The sequence below is a fragment of the Vibrio sp. 661 genome (assembly GCF_033339315.1).
Taxonomy (GTDB): domain Bacteria; phylum Pseudomonadota; class Gammaproteobacteria; order Enterobacterales; family Vibrionaceae; genus Vibrio; species Vibrio alginolyticus.
On the sequence record NZ_JAWOUJ010000001.1, the window covers coordinates 32,765 to 53,848 of the forward strand.

22 protein-coding genes are annotated in these 21,084 nt (G+C 46.2%); 13 read left to right on the forward strand and 9 right to left on the reverse strand.

Annotated elements, in window-relative coordinates; all coding sequences use genetic code 11:
* Positions 1-36: 36 nt before the first annotated feature.
* The 3 genes from R7P69_RS00180 to ompW form a co-directional block, all read right to left on the reverse strand.
* Positions 37-1,527, reverse strand: coding sequence for an MDR family MFS transporter (locus R7P69_RS00180; protein ID WP_017634371.1), 1,491 nt, complete (start codon positions 1,525-1,527; stop codon positions 37-39).
* Positions 1,524-2,549, reverse strand: coding sequence for an HlyD family secretion protein (locus R7P69_RS00185; protein ID WP_053303998.1), 1,026 nt, complete (start codon positions 2,547-2,549; stop codon positions 1,524-1,526). Before R7P69_RS00185 ends, R7P69_RS00180 begins: the two co-directional genes overlap by 4 nt.
* Before the next feature lie 214 nt (positions 2,550-2,763).
* Positions 2,764-3,405 carry an outer membrane protein OmpW gene (gene ompW / locus R7P69_RS00190; RefSeq protein ID WP_054575255.1) on the reverse strand — a complete coding sequence of 214 codons (642 nt, stop codon included), beginning with the start codon at positions 3,403-3,405 and terminating at the stop codon, positions 2,764-2,766.
* 496 nt (positions 3,406-3,901) lie between these two features.
* On the opposite strand from ompW, the gene R7P69_RS00195 reads away from it, so the two are divergent.
* Genes R7P69_RS00195 through R7P69_RS00205 form a run of 3 tightly spaced genes read left to right on the forward strand, consistent with a single transcriptional unit; the run spans position 3,902 to position 5,532 of the window.
* Positions 3,902-4,552 (forward strand): Qnr family pentapeptide repeat protein, encoded by a 651-nt coding sequence (locus R7P69_RS00195; protein ID WP_005482928.1) that lies wholly within the window; start codon positions 3,902-3,904, stop codon positions 4,550-4,552.
* A 9-nt stretch (positions 4,553-4,561) separates the two neighbouring features.
* Positions 4,562-4,873 carry a cupin domain-containing protein gene (locus tag R7P69_RS00200; RefSeq protein WP_054575256.1) on the forward strand — a complete coding sequence of 104 codons (312 nt, stop codon included), beginning with the start codon at positions 4,562-4,564 and terminating at the stop codon, positions 4,871-4,873.
* Positions 4,874-4,911: 38 nt separating this feature from the next.
* The gene (locus R7P69_RS00205) at positions 4,912-5,532 is read left to right on the forward strand and encodes an HAD-IB family hydrolase (RefSeq protein WP_029852247.1); all 621 of its coding nucleotides are present in this window, start codon (positions 4,912-4,914) and stop codon (positions 5,530-5,532) included.
* A gap of 116 nt (positions 5,533-5,648) precedes the next feature.
* Here R7P69_RS00205 and R7P69_RS00210 read toward each other — a convergent pair whose 3' ends face one another.
* Positions 5,649-6,827 carry a lytic polysaccharide monooxygenase gene (locus R7P69_RS00210; RefSeq protein ID WP_054575257.1) on the reverse strand — a complete coding sequence of 393 codons (1,179 nt, stop codon included), beginning with the start codon at positions 6,825-6,827 and terminating at the stop codon, positions 5,649-5,651.
* 214 nt (positions 6,828-7,041) lie between these two features.
* Positions 7,042-7,482 carry an Lrp/AsnC family transcriptional regulator gene (locus R7P69_RS00215; protein ID WP_005482841.1) on the reverse strand — a complete coding sequence of 147 codons (441 nt, stop codon included), beginning with the start codon at positions 7,480-7,482 and terminating at the stop codon, positions 7,042-7,044.
* Positions 7,483-7,596: 114 nt separating this feature from the next.
* On the opposite strand from R7P69_RS00215, the gene R7P69_RS00220 reads away from it, so the two are divergent.
* Entirely contained in the window at positions 7,597-8,181 is a 585-nt protein-coding gene (locus R7P69_RS00220) for a LysE family translocator (protein ID WP_025509795.1), read from the forward strand.
* 179 nt (positions 8,182-8,360) lie between these two features.
* Positions 8,361-9,134, forward strand: coding sequence for a siderophore-interacting protein (locus R7P69_RS00225; RefSeq protein ID WP_238952372.1), 774 nt, complete (start codon positions 8,361-8,363; stop codon positions 9,132-9,134).
* Between the two features lie 99 nt (positions 9,135-9,233).
* Here the strand turns inward: R7P69_RS00225 and R7P69_RS00230 are convergent, their stop codons facing one another.
* The gene (locus R7P69_RS00230; RefSeq protein WP_017633836.1) at positions 9,234-10,106 is read right to left on the reverse strand and encodes a LysR family transcriptional regulator; all 873 of its coding nucleotides are present in this window, start codon (positions 10,104-10,106) and stop codon (positions 9,234-9,236) included.
* 80 nt (positions 10,107-10,186) lie between these two features.
* Positions 10,187-10,993, reverse strand: a complete 807-nt coding sequence (locus tag R7P69_RS00235) for an arylamine N-acetyltransferase family protein (protein ID WP_017821026.1) — start codon at positions 10,991-10,993, stop codon at positions 10,187-10,189.
* 293 nt (positions 10,994-11,286) lie between these two features.
* Here R7P69_RS00235 and R7P69_RS00240 point away from each other — a divergent pair, with 293 nt between their 5' ends.
* The 5 genes from R7P69_RS00240 (at position 11,287) to R7P69_RS00260 (ending at position 15,754) form a co-directional block, all read left to right on the forward strand.
* Positions 11,287-12,435: an S-(hydroxymethyl)glutathione dehydrogenase/class III alcohol dehydrogenase gene (locus R7P69_RS00240; RefSeq protein WP_017821027.1), complete on the forward strand. Its 1,149-nt coding sequence runs from the start codon at positions 11,287-11,289 to the stop codon at positions 12,433-12,435.
* A 62-nt stretch (positions 12,436-12,497) separates the two neighbouring features.
* A complete protein-coding gene (fghA, locus tag R7P69_RS00245; protein ID WP_005374382.1) occupies positions 12,498-13,337 on the forward strand; it encodes an S-formylglutathione hydrolase in 840 nt (279 codons plus the stop codon).
* 444 nt (positions 13,338-13,781) lie between these two features.
* The gene (locus tag R7P69_RS00250; RefSeq protein ID WP_005374384.1) at positions 13,782-14,237 is read left to right on the forward strand and encodes a hypothetical protein; all 456 of its coding nucleotides are present in this window, start codon (positions 13,782-13,784) and stop codon (positions 14,235-14,237) included.
* 5 nt (positions 14,238-14,242) lie between these two features.
* Positions 14,243-15,340 carry a GGDEF domain-containing protein gene (locus R7P69_RS00255; RefSeq protein ID WP_005383270.1) on the forward strand — a complete coding sequence of 366 codons (1,098 nt, stop codon included), beginning with the start codon at positions 14,243-14,245 and terminating at the stop codon, positions 15,338-15,340.
* Positions 15,341-15,364: 24 nt separating this feature from the next.
* Complete coding sequence (locus R7P69_RS00260; RefSeq protein WP_017633832.1) at positions 15,365-15,754, forward strand: hypothetical protein; 390 nt, start codon at positions 15,365-15,367, stop codon at positions 15,752-15,754.
* 109 nt (positions 15,755-15,863) lie between these two features.
* Here the strand turns inward: R7P69_RS00260 and R7P69_RS00265 are convergent, their stop codons facing one another.
* On the reverse strand, positions 15,864-16,667 hold the full coding sequence (locus tag R7P69_RS00265; protein ID WP_054575260.1) for a Cof-type HAD-IIB family hydrolase: 804 nt from the start codon (positions 16,665-16,667) through the stop codon (positions 15,864-15,866).
* A 94-nt stretch (positions 16,668-16,761) separates the two neighbouring features.
* A complete protein-coding gene (locus tag R7P69_RS00270; protein ID WP_054575261.1) occupies positions 16,762-17,649 on the reverse strand; it encodes a LysR family transcriptional regulator in 888 nt (295 codons plus the stop codon).
* A gap of 126 nt (positions 17,650-17,775) precedes the next feature.
* Between R7P69_RS00270 and R7P69_RS00275 the strand changes: the two genes are divergently transcribed.
* The 3 genes from R7P69_RS00275 (at position 17,776) to R7P69_RS00285 (ending at position 21,053) form a co-directional block, all read left to right on the forward strand.
* The gene (locus tag R7P69_RS00275) at positions 17,776-18,642 is read left to right on the forward strand and encodes an MBL fold metallo-hydrolase (RefSeq protein ID WP_017633829.1); all 867 of its coding nucleotides are present in this window, start codon (positions 17,776-17,778) and stop codon (positions 18,640-18,642) included.
* Positions 18,636-19,256, forward strand: a complete 621-nt coding sequence (locus tag R7P69_RS00280) for a DsbA family protein (RefSeq protein WP_054575262.1) — start codon at positions 18,636-18,638, stop codon at positions 19,254-19,256. Before R7P69_RS00275 ends, R7P69_RS00280 begins: the two co-directional genes overlap by 7 nt.
* Before the next feature lie 117 nt (positions 19,257-19,373).
* Positions 19,374-21,053 (forward strand): RluA family pseudouridine synthase, encoded by a 1,680-nt coding sequence (locus R7P69_RS00285; RefSeq protein ID WP_054575263.1) that lies wholly within the window; start codon positions 19,374-19,376, stop codon positions 21,051-21,053.
* Positions 21,054-21,084 lie beyond the last annotated feature (31 nt).

Here is a 21,084-nt window from a genome sequence, read left to right on the forward strand (position 1 = left end):
GAGGCGTTCTCTTACACGGTTCACCTGAACTTGTTGTTATTCACGCGACCGGATGAAAACCAGCATCGGCATCATGATCACGAACATCACTCCCACAAGCTGGAAGGTGTGCACAAACGCGACCATTTGCGATTGCTGCTGCAACATCTGTTGGTATTGGTCTAACGCAACCGGATCGGTAATAGAAAGCCCCTGATTGGCCGCCCAGTCATGCAAGTTAGGATTATAAGGATTAATACCCTCTCCCAGCGCATGCCATTGCTGCTGACTATCACGATATTGGAACGTGGTGGCGATAGAAATACCAAACGAGCTACCAATGGTACGGAACAGATTGTAAATACTCGCCGCCGCAACAGATTGCTCTTTCGGAATCGTTAAATACGCCAAGGTGGATAGCGTCGAGAAGGTTAAACCAAGCCCCATCCCCTGAATCATACTCGGCATCACAATCCAAAATGTATCGATCTGCAGTGAGTATTGCGTCATCAAATAACTACCAATCCCGATGCAGCTTAAGCCAAAGACTATTTTGATTCTGGGATCGAATTGCGGATTGAGCTTAATCACCAAAATCAACATCGCCGCTGACGCCAACCCACGCGGTGCCATTAATAAACCAGTGGTTGAGACCGGATAATCCAGCAAGCTTTCCAACAGCATTGGTTGTTGAGTCGTCAGGCCAAACATCGCCATCGACACCACGGCAATCATCAATGACGAGACCATAAGGTTTCGGTCTTTCAGCAGCCACAATGGCGCTATTGGACTTTTGGTTTTCCAACTGCGATAGATCCACATCACCAATCCCATTACTGCGAGCAATATCGCCGTCTGAATCATGCGTGAGTCGAGCCAGTCTTCTTCATTCCCTTTATCCAACACAAACTGCAACGCGCCCACACCTAACGCCATGTAACCGATGATCCACCAGTCAAAGTTAGGTTTGGATTTGTTGTCGATGTGGATATAGCGATAAATCAAAGAGGTACAGATCAAACCGAATGGCAAGTTGATGTAAAAAATCCAGCGCCAGTTAATGTTGTCGGTGATCACACCACCCACAACTGGGCCCAAAATAGGACCAAGCAAAATGCCGATGGAGAAAATTGCCATCGCTTTGCCTTTTTGCTCATACGGATAAATCTGCACTAACGTCGACTGCGCCAATGGAATCACCGACGCGCCGAAAGCGCCTTGGATAATGCGAAATAGCACCATCTCTTCAAGAGACTGTGCTTGCCCACAAAGCGCACTGGCAATCACAAAACCGACCACGGCAACCAGCATGACTTTGCGTTCACCAAAGCGCGACACCCAGAAACTGGTCATCGGAATGAAGATCGCTTCCGCCATGCTGTAACCCGTCAGCACCCAAGTAATTTGGTCTGCCGTTGCGCCCAACGCGCCCATCATGTGCGATAGCGACACGTTCGCAACGGTCATATCGATTAACACCATGATGGCAGAAAGCATCACGGCGACGGTGGCAATCCCCCGTTTGTCTGCCGTAATTTGATGGCTCATTGCACGCTACTTTGCAAATCTATGGTGACTTCTGAGCTCGCACCCACGCGAAGTTGCGGCGCATCGGCAGGTACTTCTAATGCCAAACGTACAGGGAAACGCTGTTTGATTTTAACCCAGTTACCCGTTGCGTTTTCTGGTGGCATCAAGGAGAACGATGTACCACTCGCAGGCGACAGCTGTTCTACCGTTGCTTTCCACACCACGTCTGGGTACATATCAATCACCACATCCGCATGCATACCAGGTTTGATGTGAGTAAGATCTGTTTCTTTAAAGTTCGCGCGTACCCAATAGCTGTCTTTTAAAATCACAGGGAACAACGTTTGACCCACGCTAACGACCGAGCCTACGTGCGTATTGATCTCACCGGCAATGCCATCCACTGGTGACGTAATGTCGGTGTAGCTCAAGTTCAGCTCTGCTTGCGCTAACTGTGCTGCCGCTTGTTGAACAACCGCAGCCTCTGCGCCTTCTTCACCACGGTTCGCAATGGCTTTTTCTACCGTCGCGCGCGCTTGCTCCAGGCTCGCTTGGGCATTGGCTAGTTTGTTTTTTGCCGTATCTAAATCTTGGTCCGACGCCAGTTTGCGTTTCACCAAGGAATCCGTACGTTTGTACTCTACTTGCGCTTCTGTCAGGTTAGAGCGCGCCGCATCTAAGCCCGCAACAGCTTCAGTTACCTGCTTATCGGCAACGTCATGTTGCTGGACCGCCAATTGGTATGCCGCTTTTGCTTGCTTCACTGCCAACAAATATGGGCGTGAATCTATCTTCAGCAGTAGGTCACCTTTGTTAATAGATTGGAAGTCTTTGACATCCACAGAAACCACTTGGCCTTTTACCTGAGGCGCTACCGACAAAATTTTTGCCCTAACGTAGGCATCTTCCGTGCTTGGGTGACTGTCTGAATACTGCCAAGACCAATACATCGCACCAAATGCGATAACACAGAGAGTAAAGAAAAGAGTTTTTACCAGCTTAGATCTGGAAGAAGAATGCTTTGCGATGTCGTCGCTCATTTATATTGTCCACTTGTTCAATTATGTGATCAGTGTAGGACTTTTCGATCTTCCGACAATAAAATGATCTGCAAGGTAAAGATCCAATTTTGCATGTTGCTAAGTGGAGTAAATGATGTGCAATCAGAACGAGGATAAAAAAGAGGGGCAGTCCCCGTAACCGCCCCCAAAGTCATGCCAATAATAGTAATGTGCGTGTAACTACTGGTTTTTCTTAGAACTTGTAACCGCCGCTGATCATAAATACCCAAGGGTTAATTTTGACGTCGGTTTTTTGCTTCGCTCCACCTGCTTTGTAAGTTGCTTCTGTTTCAATGTTTGCGTACCACGCAGCAGCGTTGAGGAACCATTGATCGTTGATCATGTAGTCCACACCAATATTCGCTGCTAGACCGAATGAGTCATCCAACTTAAGATCTGAAAGACCAGCGCCTTTACCCGTGCTATTGAAGCCCTCATCAAAGAACATGGTGTAGTTGAGACCTGCACCCACGTATGGACGGAACTTACTTTGTGGCTCGCCAAAGTAGTACTGCACCATAAGCGTTGGTGGAAGGTGTTTGGTTTTCGCGATATCACTACCAACCAAATCTGTCGAAATGTCGTGGCTGAATGGTGTTGCTGCTAGAAGCTCTAGGCTGATGTTGTCTGTGAACATGTAGCCAAACGTCAAACCAAGCTGCGTATTTGAATCCACTTTCAATTCTTCTTGAGAACCAAGAATCTTATCGCTGCTGTCATTTGGAACGACAGACGCCGCACCAACACGAAGAACGAAGTCACCTTGTTTATGAGCGAAAACACTTGGTGACACGAGTGCAGCAACCACTGCTAGACTGCAGATTGTTTTTTTCATTTTTTATTTCCTTTTGTAGGGCTTCGTTATGTTGTACCCAAAGGTGTGCCTGCTGAATGGCCTTAGATTTCAAGTAAACTCAGCGCCTTGAAGCACACGGGCATCTATATTTTTTTGAGCTGCGCGCAATCTAGCACATAGAAACCCTACTATTTTGATGGAAATCAATTTGTGAAAAATATAGGTTTTTTGTATAGAGAAACGCCATACCGATCAACAAATTATGCAAATCGGATACAATTCTGTAATGCAAACTGTGCGTGTGAGAAGCCATGCTTACTCAAAAACACGAATCCTCTCGCTAAGGCTCGTAGCCAGCAAAAACTTTTTTCTTCCTCTACGTCTTCTGTTTTCAAAAAACAACCCACTTAAAACGCTCGTTTGACCCCTTAAAATCGCGATTTGAGGGGTTTGTAAAACACTGAAATACAAGAAGTTATTTTTCTGGAAAATCAGTCACTTGGAGTGCTAGTCTGCTCGCAGCTAAGGAGAAGACATGTTAAAAACCGATCTCATTTTTGAACGAGAAAACTTTTCTCATCACGATTTTCAGAATGCCACCTTTAAAAACTGCCACTTTTATATGTGCAGTTTCGACCATGCCGATCTGCGCGATGCTAAGTTCATCGACTGTCGCTTTATCGAATCCAAAGCGCTAGAAGGGTGTAGTTTTCGCTTCGCGAACTTAAAAGATGCCAGCTTCACGAACTGTATGTTGGCGATGAGCCTGTTTAACGGCGCAAATTGTATGGGCTTGGAGCTGCGTAAGTGCGATCTCAAAGGGGCAAACTTCCAAGGTGCGAACTTTGCTAATCGCGTCAGTAACACCATGTTTTTCTGTTCTGCTTTTATTACTGGCTGCAACCTCACCTACTGTAACTTCGAGCGAGTGTTACTAGAAAAATGTGACCTCTTTGAAAACCGTTGGAACGGTGCGAACCTCGCAGGGGCAACTCTCAAAGGCTCGGATTTATCTCGCTGCGAATTCTCGCCAGAACAATGGGGAACCTTTAACGTTGAGCAGTGTGATCTAACTCATGTCGAACTAGACGGGCTGGATATTCGCCGCGTTTCTCTGTTTGGTGTTAAAATTTGTGATTGGCAACAAGAGCAATTGCTTGCGCCTTTTGGACTGATCATTCTCTAAGGAAAGGCCATGAACCTGTTTAAAGACTTACCGAATAACCTCGACGAAGAAGTGTTCGAAGACCTGCTGACCCACAAAAACCTGCGTATAGAACGCATTGTCTCAACGGGGCAAACCTCGCCCGAAAGTGGCTGGTACGATCAAGAAGAACATGAATGGGTATTGGTTCTTAAAGGAGCAGGAGAGCTGACTTTTGAATCAGGTGTAGTGCAACGGCTTGATGCAGGCGATCACGTTACGATTCCAGCTCATACCAAACACAAAGTGAGCTGGACTGACCCAACGCAAGAAACCATCTGGTTGGCGGTGTTTTATCAATAAACACAAAACGATCTTAAACCAAAAAATAGGCGCTGAATTTGCTCGATACTACTAAGCCGTCACTGGCACTGTTTGATTTTGATGGCACCATCACCCGAGAGGATATGTTTAGCCTTTTCCTCCACTATTCTGCTTATGGCCTGCGCAAACGAGTAGGAAAGGTCGCTATCATGCCATTTTATGCGCTGTACAAACTCGGAGTGTTACCCGCTCGTGTTATGCGCCCACTCAGCAGTTTTATTGCATTTTCAGGGAAAGAAACGCAGCAAATTGAAGCGATTGGCGCTCAGTTTGCCCACGAAGTGATCCCGCTGTACTTACGGCCAGAAGCGATGGAAAGGTTGGCGTGGCATCAACACAGAGGCGATACCATTGTGGTGGTGTCGGCATCACTCAATGCGTATCTCAAGCCTTGGTGTGAAGTGAACGGTTACCACTTGCTGTGCAGTGAACTGATCTCAGAACAGCCAAAACTGAGTGGCTTTTACCAGCAAGGTGATTGCAGTTTAGAAAGAAAAGTCTCGCGCGTTAAGGCAGCGTTTTCACTCGACGAGTTTGCATCTGTTTATGCCTACGGTGATACACACGAAGACATTCCGATGCTCAAACTGGCAGACTACGCGATGCTCAACTGGAGCGAGTGGAGAGCAAGCGAATAACGATATGTGCTCTGATTTTCAAGACAACCACTCGACCAAAGTGGTCGTTTTAGACTGAAAAAACAAACCCTTCTCACATAAGAAGGGTTTTACTGTTCAGGGCCCGAATAAATGGCTTAACGCCATACACCCCATTGACCCGTTGTGCCTGGTTCCTCACCAGACGTCCACCACAGGGCAGTCCATTCTTTGCCGTTGTGCGTCACCACATCACCTTGGTTGTAAACGGCCGTCTTGTCCCACAAGTTGGTTGGTTCAACTGGTGGCGGTACATCCGCTTTGATCAGTGACAACGCGTAACTGAAGTCTGCACTTGGCGCTAATACTTGGTTTGCATTCACGTTCTTACTATCGAACATGTAGTGATTCATCTCTTGATGCCAAATGCCCACATACCAATCGCCCGTTTGCTGCGCGTTAAATTGATCTGCTATTTCTGCCGCCCAAGTAGCCGTATTGTTTGTGCTGATTGGTAGTGAAATATCGACAATTTCATTCCCCGTCGCATTAAACGTACGGAAACGCACCGTATCGCCAGACTCTACTGGCCCAAAACCTTGCTGAACAAAGTAGCCTAGAGATGTCAGATTGTTGCCCGGTTCGGTTGGATCAACAGGGTCAGTCGGTGGCGTCGTGCCCGTTCCGTTTAACGTAATGTCACTACAGTTGTAGAAACCTTCACCAGCAACATCAATACGCTGCCAACGAGTGTAAAGTACCGCATCGCCCGAACGATCTGCAGGGAAAGTCACCTGAATACGGTAGCGTTTTTCCGCATCAACATACACATCACCTGCGGTGTCGATCAGCTCTAAATCACTCCAAGCAAGAGGCTTTGAATCATCATAAGTTGGCTTGGTGAGATAGAATTCCCAGTACGATGGGTTGTGCGGCGCTTTGCCGTAAAACACAAGTTCAATCTGGTTGTTTGCATCTGGCGTAACATTGGTGCGCTGCCAGTTTGGAGAAGGAATGTTCAAGCCTTTCTTAGCCGCATCGCCGGCAGAACACAGTTCACCGTCACGAACCACCGCCTGAACGTGTGCCATGTCGCGGTAGTTTGGTACGTTCGCCGCAATTTCGCTGCGTTGCACAAACGGGTACGCGCCAGATTCTTCAAAAGCCGCTTTACACGCTTGGTTAGGGATCTCGTTGGTCCAAAAGCCACCGTCTAAATAACACGTATTTTGACGAGCACTTGGAAACTCTACCCAGCCATGGGCGTTGACGTTAAATGAGCTCAATGCGGCAACAGCGCTTAAGCTCAAAAGAGGAAGTGTTACATGTGATTTCATCGTTCATCCTTAATTTTGCTGACTCGCCGCTCTGAAACACAAGCGGTTTAAGCAAAACTAGCAGGATGGGATTATTTAGAAGGTGAGAATAAATATGGAAATTGTAAGAGTGCCATCTGCTTTCCAGCATTTGTTGTGAACCATTCTCATACTCGACTGACTCTTTCGAGTCACTTCAAATTCGTGTGCCACAAAAACTGTCACTCTCGTTTGGCTAGCGCTCGTCTTTTGGTGTGTCCATCACCACCATGGTTGTGATCGACTTGACGTGTTCGCACTCACCCAACACATCAGCGTGAAACGCTTTATAAGCGGCGAGATCTTGCGTTTCCACACGCAGCAAATACTCGTTCGCACCAGTGATGTTGTGACATTCCACCACCTCGTTTACAAAACGCACATGCTCTTCGAAACCCAACTGCGCCTGCTTAGAGTGCGAGGCCAAACCAATCGACACATAAGCGACAAAACCCACGCCAAGTTGCTGATTATCCAGTACCGCTCGGTAGCCTTTGATCACGCCTTTACGCTCTAAATCTTGCACTCGGCGTAAGGTTGCAGACGGAGATAAACCAACGCGTTCCGACAGCTCTACATTGGAGATTCTTCCGTCTCGTTTGAGCACTTGCAATATTCTTTCGTCAAATCTATCCATGATGATGTTTCATTGCTTATTTAGTTTCTAATCATCAAATAAAAGCACAATATTGACCTCAGTTCTACTTATAGTTGTTCTCAATTTATCGAGAACTGATTCAAGGAACAATCTATGGAATATCATCAACTGGGCGCTTTGGCGTTGTTCGCTTTTGTCTCCACTTTTACGCCGGGTCCCAATAACATTATGTTGATGACCTCAGGGGCAAATGTCGGCTTTAAACGCACTATCCCACACATGTTGGGCATTACCTTCGGCTTTGGTGCCATGCTAATTTTGGTGGGTATTGGCTTGATGGGCCTGTTCCACGCTTACCCGCTCACCCACTCGATTTTAAAAGTATTGAGCTTGAGTTATTTGCTGTACTTGACGTACAAAATCGCCACCAGCGACAAAACCGAAGCAAAACACGATTTTCGCCCGATGTCTTTTTTAGGGGCTGTCGCATTCCAGTGGGTGAACCCAAAAGGTTGGTCGATGGCGTTGACGGCGATTACGGTATACACCAGCGGCGGTTCTTGGCTTGAACTGACTTTTATCGCCGGTATCTTCTGTTTAGCCAACTTGCCATCGGTGACATTTTGGACGGCGGCAGGCATGCAATTGCAGCGTTGGTTGACCACCGATAAACGCGTTAAGGGGTTCAACTACAGCATGGCCGCTCTGTTGCTTTTATCGACGATTCCAATGATATAAGTCCATTTATGGTTAAAAAATGAATCACTTTACGTGGTTAGAGAAAGGATAGAGGTAATATTTTTCTTGAGGCTTTGGCGTTAATTCACAGTGTAAATTTGTTTAAAGACGCTACCCTCTTGTTAGGGAACTTGATAACCTTTAAATGAGAAAGAGAATAATTATCGAGTAAAGTAACCATGAAAAAGAAGCCTCAACCTAAAACGCTTGTTGTCACAGACACAGAAACCATCACTCCAAACATGCAGCGCCTCACCTTGCAAGGTGAGGCGCTGAGCCATTTTCCTCGTGACTGCGAAGGCAGTTACATCAAATTACTGTTTAACGATATGGGCGGCGCGGATCTGAGCATCCTGTCAGAAGACGACCGACCAATCATGCGCACTTACACAATTCGACGTTTTCATCCAGAAACCAGCTCAATCGAAGTGGATTTCGTCCGACACGTAACGCAAGATCTGCAATGCGGATTTGCCGCACGTTGGGCAATGGCCGCGCAAAAAGGCGACACGGTCAACATCGTGGGGCCGGGTAGCATTTCCAACTTAAATCCTGAGGCGGATTGGTTCTTCATGGCTGCCGATATGACGGCACTTCCAGCGCTTTCTGCGAAAATTCGTACGTTGCCAGAAGAGGCCAAAGGCTATGCAGTGATCAGCGTGATGTCTCCAGCCGACATCCAACCCCTACACGCGCCAGCAGGCATGGAGTTGATTTGGTTAACCGAAGGGCAAGCCTTGGCTGATAGCGTTCGCGAACTCGAGTGGTTAGATGGTAACGCTTCGATATGGTGTGCGTGTGAGTTCGATTCAATGCGTGCGCTGCGCCAATATTTCCGCAATGAGAAAGAAGTCGATCGCGAGAATATCTACATCAGCAGCTATTGGAAGCAAGGCGTGTCTGAAGATGGGCACAAAGTGATTAAACGTGAAGACGCGGAATCCAACCAATAGTGGTTCATGTCTTTTCGATTCCAGCTCTCATCCTAATAAAAACGCCCGGCATCACCGGGCGTTTTAGCGATTTCAGTTGTATTAAAGTTATTGAAAACTCTAATCCGCTAGTTCCTGCGCTAAAAAGTCGATCAACAACCTCACTTTGGGCGATAAATTTCGGCTTTGTGGATACAGTGCCCAAATGCCTTCACGGTCATCTCGGTAATCGGTCAGCACCTCGACTAGCTCACCGTTATCTAGAGCTTCTTGAACGTAATAGTCCGGCAACTGCACTAAACCCAAACCACGCTTGGCGGCGCCCATTAGCGCAAAACCACTATTGCATTTAATCCTCCCCGACACACGCAAAGACTTATCGCGTTTATTTTCCTTAAAATGCCAATAATCGACCGAACCAACTAGGCACTGATGTCGAGCCAGTTCGGATAATGTGTGAGGCTCGCCAAATCGCTCCAAATACATAGGGCTAGCACACACGTAATTTTGACGCGACGAAAGACGCTTTGCGATCATGCTGGAATCTTGCAGGCGGCCAAGACGAATCGCCACGTCTACCCCTTGCTCTATCAAATCCAGTTTTTGATTGGTCAGAACTAAATCGAGGTCCACACGCGGGTATTTCTCCAAAAACTGATGCAAGAGCGGTGCGAGGTTCATTTCCCCATAGGTCACAGGCGCCGTCACACGCAGCAAACCTCGCGGTTCGGTCTGCATTTGCGTTACAGCAAGCTCAGCTAGTTCTAGCCCTTCGACCAAATGTTTGCACTGCTGATAATAAAGCTGTCCAGCTTCAGACAGAGAAACTTTTCGCGTCGTGCGATGCAGTAACTTAACCGCAAGACGCTCTTCAAGTGCCGATACGCGGCGACTGATTTGTGCCACTGACGTTTTCAGTTTAGCCGCGGCAGCTGTAAAGCTGTTAGTTTCCGCTACGGCAACAAACTCGCTGACTCCTTCCCAATTCGCCATGCTGTATTCCTGTCGACCTCTTCTAGACAAATAGTGATTACATTATTCTCGTCGCGCTACGCTTTGAAAACTGGAAAACTTTACGCGTCAGGTAACGGACGAAGTTCGTCGTATTGCGCATCAAGCTCAATGCCAAAATATTCTTTCAACGCATCCAGGTAGGTTTGACCTGGCTCTAGCTCTATTTCTGTTAGCTCTTCATGATTGGTGCATCTGAGTGTGTAGTTAAGCAGCGTCACCAACCCACTTTCTGTCGCTCTAGCAGCGACTCTTGCGCTAGTAAAACGCGAATTAGGCGAAGTCGAGGTAAAGAAGTTGCTACATGCAATGTCACCAGCACACACGAACTCTAGGTCAAAGCTGTATAGATTGTTCCACACGTCCGTTCCATCGGTTGAAAGCACTTGGAGGAAATAACCAAACTGAGCATCTTTGACAAAACGGAAGGTTTGTAAATCCGTCTGAATCACTTGGTCAAGGATAAATGGCAATGGCGCTCGAGGGGTATTGGAGCCAAAACCCACATCGACAATCCATGTTTGTTCCTCTAACGTCACTAACGTGATTTGATGACTACGACCTGTTGGTGTACCAGACACATGTACACGCCCTAGCAAACTTCGCGCTTCAAACCCAAGAGTGTTGAGCACATCAAGCATTAAACCATTTAATTCAAAGCAGTAACCACCGCGAGAGTGGTACACGGTTTTTTGAATAATATCTTCAATCTCAACAGAAACGCCTCGCTGCAATGCGATGTCAAAATTCTCAAACGGCAGGCAACGATGCTGCGCCACGTGAACTCTGTGCAATGACTCCAAATCGGCGGGCAATTCACTAGGCAAGCCTAGCTTGGTTAAATAGGCACTCAGATCCGTCTTATTCATAATGACTCTTACTTAGCTGATGGTTTGACTGTTTTCTACTTTAGCCCCTCTATCTAACTTCAGGTCAATCACCTTTTCCATTTCCCTTCCGCTTTAAGGAGGCATAGCACTCTTTTTACATGCTCACCTTATCATTATTACGCATATGTAAAAATCATTTTCAAAATGGACGGATTATCATTTTTACTGAAACACCTAAAATGAGCACCAACAAAACGACGCAGCGCGGTAAGCAAACCTTAACTACGCTTATTACGTCACTCCATATACTGAAAATATAAAGGAAACATCCAATGTCGCTTGAAATCAAACCTGGTCAAACTCACATAAAATCAAAAGCAATGGTCGCTTGGGCTGCAGGTGAGCCGCTTAAAATGGAAGAAGTTGATGTACAACTTCCAAAAGCCGGCGAAGTGCTAGTACGCATCGTAGCAACTGGTGTTTGTCACACTGACGCATTCACACTATCAGGTGACGATCCAGAAGGTATCTTCCCTTCAATCCTTGGTCACGAAGGTGGCGGCATCGTTGAAATGGTTGGCGAAGGCGTAACAAGCGTTGAAGTTGGCGACCACGTTATCCCACTTTACACTGCTGAATGTGGTGAGTGTAAGTTCTGTAAATCTGGCAAAACGAACCTATGTCAGGCCGTTCGTGAAACGCAAGGTAAAGGCCTAATGCCAGATGGCACAAGCCGATTCTCTATCAACGGCGAAACTATCTTCCACTACATGGGTTGTTCTACTTTCTCTGAGTACACGGTTCTTCCAGAAATCTCACTAGCGAAAGTAAACAAAGAAGCACCACTTGAAGAAGTTTGTCTTCTAGGTTGTGGCGTAACCACTGGTATGGGTGCGGTATTAAACACAGCTAAAGTTGAAAAAGGCGACACAGTGGCAATCTTTGGTCTAGGCGGTATCGGCCTTTCTGCAATCATCGGTGCTCGCATGGCTGGTGCCAGCCGCATCATCGGTGTAGACATCAACGAAAGCAAATTCGACCTAGCGAAACAACTTGGTGCAACTGATTGCATCAACCCACAAAAATTCGACAAGCCAATTCAAGAAGTGATTGTTGAAATGACAGACGGTGGTGTTGACTACTCATTCGAATGTATCGGTAACGTAAACGTGATGCGCCAAGCACTTGAGTGCTGTCACAAAGGTTGGGGTGAGTCAGTCATCATTGGTGTTGCTGGTGCAGGTCAAGAGATCTCAACTCGTCCATTCCAACTGGTAACTGGTCGTGTATGGCGTGGCAGCGCTTTCGGTGGCGTTAAAGGTCGCTCTGAGCTTCCAGAAATCGTAAACCGTTACATGGCTGGTGAATTCGGCTTACAGGAGTTCATTACCCACACAATGGGATTAGCAGACGTCAACAAAGCGTTTGATCTGATGCATGAAGGTAAGAGCATCCGAACAGTTATCCATATGGATCAATAATGCTGCCTCAGGCTCTCCTTTTGGGGAGCCTGAATTCCTTCTGCTAATTAGAGAGTTTATTCATGACCATTGAAAATGTAAGCCAAGCCAAAGTGTTTGGCGGTTGGCACAAGCAATATACACACGAATCCAATGCCCTAAACTGCACCATGCGCTTCGCGATATTCTTGCCACCTAACGCAACGAAATCAAATCCCGTACCCGCGCTATACTGGCTCTCTGGTTTAACGTGTACCGATGAGAACTTTATGCAGAAAGCGGGCGCATTTCGTATGGCAGCCGAGCTTGGCATTGCGATCATTGCACCAGACACAAGTCCGAGAGGCGAAGGTATCGCTGACGACGAAAGCTATGACCTAGGAAAAGGAGCTGGCTTTTACCTTAATGCGACGCAAGCACCTTGGTCACTGCATTACTGTATGTACGACTATGTGACTGAGGAGTTGCCTGCGATCATCGAAAGTAACTTCCCAGTCTCTGACGTGAAGTCAATTTCCGGTCACAGTATGGGCGGCCACGGAGCGCTCACCATTGGTCTGAAAAATTCAGAACAGTACCGTTCTATTTCAGCGTTCAGTCCAATCAGTAACCCAATGCAATGCCCTTGGGGACAAAAAGCCTTTACTGCTTACTTAGGCAAGGAGCTTGAAAGCTGGAAGCAATACGATGCAAGTGAACTTCTAAAACAACAACAATCACCATTACCAATTTTGGTTGATCAAGGTGATGCTGATGGCTTCTTAAATGAGCAGCTTAGACCGGAAGCGCTGATTGCTGCGGCAAAAATACACGATTCAAACCTAACCTTGAGAATGCAACCAGGCTATGACCATAGCTATTACTTCATCTCAAGCTTTATTGAAGAGCACCTCAACTTCCATGCAAAATATTTGTTTGCATAGTTAATTTAAGTAAGCTCATGAAATAAAAAATAAAGTCACCAAAACTAGGTGACTTTATTTTCTTTACGTACTAACAAATACATATCTGAATATCGATGATTTAAATATGTAAAATAATGTAACTTAAGAGCAAATTCGACATCCATTTCTCGCCTTATTAAATTCTCATTTCCGACACAGTATCTTTATTAAAAATGACACAAAGCTGCACTAAAAACCAATTAAATACCGCGAAATCATTACGAAACTCTACCATCATCCCAATACTCTGAGCTTTTAATTAAGAAGCAACTTAATAACCTTGACGTGACGTAAACCGACAGTTATTTTTGAAACATAACGTATTATAAAATCTCATCCGGTTGGCTCTATAATTATAAATAAATTACCGCTAGCACCTTTGTCCTAGCTAAGAAAAAAGAATAAAACTCAAAAGGGCATATGATGAAAAAGATAGTCGCGCTAGGTCTGTTTTTTGTTGCGCCATTCTTGTCTGCAAATACGATCGTATTTAGTAGTAGCCAGCAGCCTAGTGTCATACTGGAACTGGAAGAGATCCAAGCTTTACCTACCACTAGCTACACGATGACATTGCCTTGGCTTCCTGCTTCGTCAGAGTTTTTAGGCGTTAAACTCAGCACGCTTCTTACACACGTCTACGGAAAGGTACCAGAGCAGGTTGATATCAGCAGCTTAAATGACTATCACTCGACATTGTCCCGACAAGATATTCTTCGATATCAACCAATACTGGCTTATCAACAAGATCAGAATTACATAAAAGTCAGGAATAAAGGCCCTTTCTGGGTGATATATCCACTCAATCTCTATCCAGAGCTAAACTACAATAAATATCATGCGCAAATGGTATGGCAAGTAAATGAAATAAAAGAAAAATAATAAGAATGAAGTTATCAGAACCCTATTCTAAGAAACAAAGAATATTGCAATATTCTACCACCAGCAAAATGCTGCTGGTGGTGTTTGCCGTTTCTTTGCTCCTCGCGAATGTCGTGCTTTTACAGCAAACACGTTCACTCTCACAAAATTTTAATAACGAACAAAAACAAGCGACTTGGTTTTTATTCCAACTCTCCAAAGAACTATCAGAACTTGTCGGCGAGGCCAGACGGTTAGATGAAAACGTATTGAATATTGATGGTGCAGAGCTTCAATACGAGTTAGCGTGGAGTCGCTTTGACTTATTGACCAGTAGCACGAAAGCCAATAAGTTCTTTTCTCGGAACAACATGCACCTTTACTTCATTAACCTTTTTGAAGAGTTCAAAGAGCTAGAAAAACAACTAGTAGAAGCTAGAACAGGTGATAGCCAAGCTGCTGCTGCATTTTATCGTTCAACTCAAACACTATATTTAGGCTTAATAGACTTCGTTAATCAAAACTTCCGTCTAAGCAGTAAAGCTTATGAAGCACAAAAAGGTCAAACCCAGCGCTTAATGCAAGCACAATATATGTTGTTTGCGACGTTCGTTTTGTCGATTATCTCTCTAACTTATTTCTTTTATCGTGAATCCCATTTCCATAGAAAATTGGCGCTAAGCGACCCTTTGACGAACCTAGGGAACCGCAATGCACTATTCATAACCCTAAACAAATTTACTCAAGAAAAAAGGCCCTTTTCTCTCTGGATTCTAGATTTAAATGGTTTTAAAGAAGTCAACGACACACACGGACACCAAGTTGGCGACACTGTACTGCGGGAAATCGCTAGGCGGCTTAATTCTATGGCACTCAATGATTTTACTGTTTATCGCATGGGAGGAGATGAGTTCGCGGTTATCCTTGAAGGTGAACATCTCAATGAAGAGAACGTACGTGAGCAGATAAATACCGTCTTTGATGCACAAATATTAAACTCCGATAAAGTCTCAACACTTTCAACAAGCATGGGCTTAGCGCAATACCCTAAAGACAGTGACAATGTTGACTTTCTTATCAGCATAGCGGATAAGCGCATGTACAAAATGAAATTTCAACGTTAAACGGTATATATGATGAGAAAGTTCATGCAAGTACTGCTTCTACTGGCAGTCATTGCGGCAGGTGTGTTGGCTTGGGTATTTATTCCATCGCACGAAACCATCGGGCAAAAAACGCTTGAGCAGGCACTCAACGACGACTACAGCCTCGTTGGACATCGAATCTACTCAACCGATCCGGATGCTGGCAACCGATTCGGCTACTTCGTATTGGCAACGGGCCAGAGCATTGAAGAGCAAGAGCCGTTTTTGGTCACTTCGGATCAGTTTATTCGCATGGAGCAAACGGGTGATAATACCTTGTCTGTGACCATCAATGGTCGTATTTACCATTATCATAACGACTTGTGGGTGCCAAAATCAGACGGGAAATTGCAACACTTTTTAGTCAGCGCAACCGCCAAGTACGTACGCTAAAACGGGAACATTACTACCCCCTCCCACCACACACACAAAAAAAACAAAGCCCCGCATACACTGCGGGGCTTTTTACGTGAAGAAGAAAATAACATCGAATAAATGAGCGTTACTTCGCTAACACTTTCTCTTTAATCACTTTGAGTACCCCAGCCTCTTGGTTGCTTGGCGCAGAATAACGAGCAATTTTCTTAATCTCTTCGTGCGCGTTGGCAACCGCGTACGAATGCTCACTGACTTGCAGCATTTCGAGGTCATTGAGGTAATCACCAAACGTCATGGTTTCTGCCGGAGTAAAATTCATCGTCTCTTGAAGATGCTGAATGGCCGCACCTTTAGAGGCCTCGGCATTCATCACATCCAGCCAGATTTTTGCACTCACCACGACTTTATGCGTTGCGCCAAACTTCGCGTTCATGGTCGGAAACAGGAGCTCTTCCGAACCGTCAAAGTGACAAATTGCTACCTTAATAAACTCGTCTTCGACCTCAAGCAAATCCGGCACATATTCACAGCGGTGGTAGTACTTTTGAAATTCTTCCAGCGATTGCTGATCATGCGTTTCGATGTACGCCGAGCGCTTGCCACACAATACGATGTTCGCCCCGTCAATCTCACGAGCCGCTTTCACAATCTCCAACACTTCCGCTTTAGGAATGGTACAACTGTAGAGCTCTTTGTCTTGGTACATCACCAAGGTGCCGTTTTCAGCCACATACAACAGTCTGTCTTTGATTGGCGCGAACGTGTCTCGCAGGCTGTAATACTGACGACCAGACGCAGCGGAGAACAAAATGCCTTGCTCTTCCAGTTGCAAAAACAGATCGAAAAACTCTGGATCCAAACGACCGTACTGGTCAAGCAATGTGCCATCCATATCGGTAGCAATAAATTTGATGCAAACTTGTGACATTAACGAAAACTCTAAATGATGCTGCGAAAATATATCCATGTAAGGTACAGGATCTTGTATGAATCTCAAGTCGGGATGACGACGCTTTTCGCATTCACCAAGGGTGCTGCTTAAAGTAATCTTCACTGTGATCGATGAAAGCTCTCACCGCAGGAGACAAGTGTTTACGTGATGAATACAGCGCGTAAATGTTGAGATCATTTGGCTTCCAATCCGGCAACACCGACTCAAGCTGACCCGATTTGAGATAGATATTGCTCAAATAGGTTGGCAGCATCGAAATACCCATGCCTTGCAAAGCGCCATGCAATAACGCCGTGGCCTCATTGCTGGTTAGGCGACACTCAATTCCCACCGATTCGAACTGGTCGCCCTGAGACAAATGCCATACGTGACGCTCAAAGTTTTTGTAACCCAAACAGTCGTGTGAAGATAAATCTCGGGGATGCGCGATCGCGTGGTGAGTTTGTAAATATTGCGGTGATGCTACCAACACCGATTCGCACACCGCAATCGGCTTACCAATCAAAGAAGGATCGGGATCTGACGCAATTCGGATCGCCAGATCGATACGTTGTTCGGTTAGATCACTCACTGAATCTTGCAGATCTATGTCGATATACACTTTGGGGTGCTTTTGCATAAAACTGTTTACTACGGGGATCAACTGTGAGAATCCAAATGAAGTACTAGACGCAAGACGGATTTTTCCGGACAGCTCACCATCAGCGGCAATGTTCGACGTCAACGTATCGGCCTGTTTTAACCAGCGCTCAATCTGAGGCAAGCTGCGCTCCCCTGCGGTGGTGAGTGACACCTTGCGCGTAGTGCGGTGCAACAAACGAGTTTGTAGCCAGTTCTCCATCGACTCTACATAACGAGTCACCATTGGCCGAGACATGTCTAACCGCTCGGCGGTAGCGGTAAAACTGCCAGAATACACCACATCTACAAATACTTTTGCTGCCGTTACTCTATCCATACATTTGCTCGAAATAAGAAATAGTGATGCACATTATTGTGTATTTTTTCGAGCGTATCAATTTCCTAATATAGCTCCCGTTCCCAAGCCATCGTCGCTTGGCCCCAAATTCTTTAGGAGCTTATTATGAAAAAATTCACTTTGATTGCTGCATCCATTTTAATGGCAAGCCCTGTTCTAGCGGCAAACCACTCTCCCCTTACTCTTGAGGTTTACAACGCCGACGGTAACAGCTTCCACGTAAACTCAACCTTGGTATACGGTGAGACTGACGCCATGGTTATCGACACTGGCTTCACCAAAGCTGACGCGATGCGCATTGCCGCTAAAGTGCTGGACTCAGGCAAAACGCTTAAAACCATTTTTATCAGCCAAGCGGACCCAGATTACTACTTTGGCGCAGAGGCCTTACACCAACAGTTCCCTGATGCGCAGATCATCACAACGCCAGCGGTTCAAAAAATTATTAAAGAGAAATTGGCTGGAAAGCTGGCGTACTGGGGGCCAAAGCTTGGCGCAAACGCACCGGTAAAACCAGTGATCCCTGTCGCGTACGATAAAGCATCATTAGAGCTAGAAGGTCATAAGATTGAAATCCGTGGTAACCATGGCACATCAGCACACCGCCCTTACCTATGGATTCCAGATAACAAAGCGATTCTAGGTAACGTAGCCGTGTACTCAAACGTACATTTGTGGATGGCCGATGCCGCTGACCAAACCGCTATCAATGCTTGGGAGCAACAACTTAGCGAGATGCTTGCGCTTAAACCTCAAGTGGTCATTCCTGGTCACATGAAAGCAGGCACAAAGCTGAACGCAGACACCATTCGCTACTCGCAACAATACTTGCAGGATTTTCAGCAAGCGAAAAAACACAGCAATAACAGCGTTCAACTCATTGACACCATGTCAGCGAAATACCCAGAAGCTCAATTGCCAATCGCGCTAGAAATCGGTGCTAAAGTGCATACTGGTGAAATGTCATGGTAACCGTGCATTACTTCTTCGATCCCATGTGTGGTTGGTGCTACGGGGCATCACCACTCATCGAAGCCTTGATGGACACCTCTCAATTTAAGGTAGAGCTTCATCCCGGCGGTATGATTGAGAAACGCGCGATTGAATCTGAATTTCGTCAGCACATCATCAACAGTGACGCTCGTATCGCAACCGAAACCGGAGCAACGTTTGGTGAAGCATATCTGCAACGCGTGAAAAGCGAAGATGCGTTTGTTATTGATTCTTATCTACCCACACAAGCGATCTTGAGTGCGGAGAAAATGGGGCTGAATCCATGGCACATGCTAAAGGCCATCCAATCTGCGCATTATCAGCTCGGGTTAAAAGTGAATGAAGCATCGACGCTCAAAGCCATTGCAGAATCGCTAGGTTTAACAAGTGATGCGTGGGAGCAAAACATGGCGTTAAGCGAAGCCGAACTAGATGAGAGAATTCGCTCTAGCCGACAATTGATGCGACAGTTACACGTTGGTGGTTATCCAACCCTGATTGCAGAAGTAAATGGCGAGTACTTGACCTTGCCGCACTCGACCTACTACGACAAACCGGCACAGTGGAAGCTTGCATTACAAAAACTGCAATAAGCTCTTCCCCACTCGCTCTTGTTCTTAATCCAAGAGCGAGTGCCAACACCGACATGGCAATCCTGACTCAAACAGGTACAATCCTCGCTCGATTTTTTACTCGCGCGGATACCCACCATGCACTCGCCTGAACATTGTTTTACTCGTTTTACTGCTGATATTTCTGGCTATGAATTGCCAACGCAGTTTACGTTTCCGTTCTACTACACGCCGCATCCTCTTTGCGTTATGGCCGCAAAGCAATTGCAACAGCACTTATTAGCGCAAACCGACTTCGAACACGATTTTGGTTTGGTTAATGAAGAAACGGGGCGAGGCAAAATGTTTGGCGTATTGCTGGTAGAAAACCCTCAAGGCGAACTCGGATTTTTAAGTGCGTTTTCTGGCAAAATTGCTGACCAAAACTTGATTCCAGGGTTTGTCCCTCCTGTGTATGACATGCTGACCGATGAAGGTTTCTTCCGCGCAGAAACGGATGCCATCAACGCCGCCAATGCGGAGTACAAAACCTGTGCCGCGAATCCGGAATTGGCAGATCTTAAAGCGCAAATACAAGCCGACCGAGCCGCTTATCAACAAGAAGAGCAAACACAGCGCCAAGTGATGATTGACGGCCGCGCCGCACGCAAACGACAGCGTCAACAGGGCGAGCAAACACTCAATGCCGATGACCTCAAAATCTTATTGGATGAGTTGGGTAAGCAAAGTGTCGCCGAGAAAAACGTTCTCAAATACTTAAAGCAAGCGTGGGATGAAAAGCTTGCAATCAAAGAAGCGCGCTTGGCTGAGTTAGAGCAGCAACTTGCTCACCTGAAAGAGCAGCGCAAAACGCTCTCCAACGCTTTGCAGCACAAATTGCATAAACAATACCGCTTTCTAAACAACCATGGCAAAACACGCGACTTGGTGGACATTTTTGCGGACACCACAAACCCAGTTCCACCAGCAGGTGCGGGGGAATGTGCTGCGCCAAAACTGCTTCAATACGCGTTTAAACACGGATTCAAACCGCTGGCGCTGGCAGAATTTTGGTGGGGTGTGTCGCCAAAGTCTGAAGTTCGCCAACACAAAAAATTCTACCCATCGTGCAACAGCAAATGTCAGCCGATTTTGGGCCATATGATGCAAGGGCTGGATGTCGAACCTAATCCATTGGCGGAGAATTGGGCAGAAGACAAAGAACTAGAGATAATCTACCAAGACGACGCTATGGTCGTCGTCAACAAGCCCTCGGGCTTACTTTCAGTGCCTGGTAAAACTATCAAGGACTCTGCTTATACGCGCCTACAAGCGATGTACCCTGATGTGGAAGGGCCGTTTGTGATTCATCGTCTCGACATGGCGACCTCTGGCATTTTGGTGTTTGCCTTAACTAAGCGCGCGAACAAAAGTCTGCAAAAACAGTTTATGGCTCGCGGCGTACAAAAACGTTATATGGCACTGCTCGAAGGCGTATTAAACGAGCCTGAAGGGGAAATTTCACTGCCAATGCGTGGTGACCCAGACGACCGCCCACGTCAACTGGTGTGTTTTGAACACGGGAAACATGCAGAAACCTACTGGCAACTGATTGAAGTCAAAGATGGACGCAGCAAGGTATACATGTATCCGAAAACCGGGCGAACTCACCAACTACGTGTACACAGTGCTCATCACATGGGGTTAAACATGCCGATGGTTGGTGATGGTTTATACGGCGAAAAATCGAATCGCTTACACCTGCATGCTGAGATGCTAGAGCTGGATCATCCATACAGCAAAGAGCGTATGGTGTTCCAAGCTGAGTGCGAATTCTAACGTCTTCCCGATTTTAAATAACAAAAAGGCA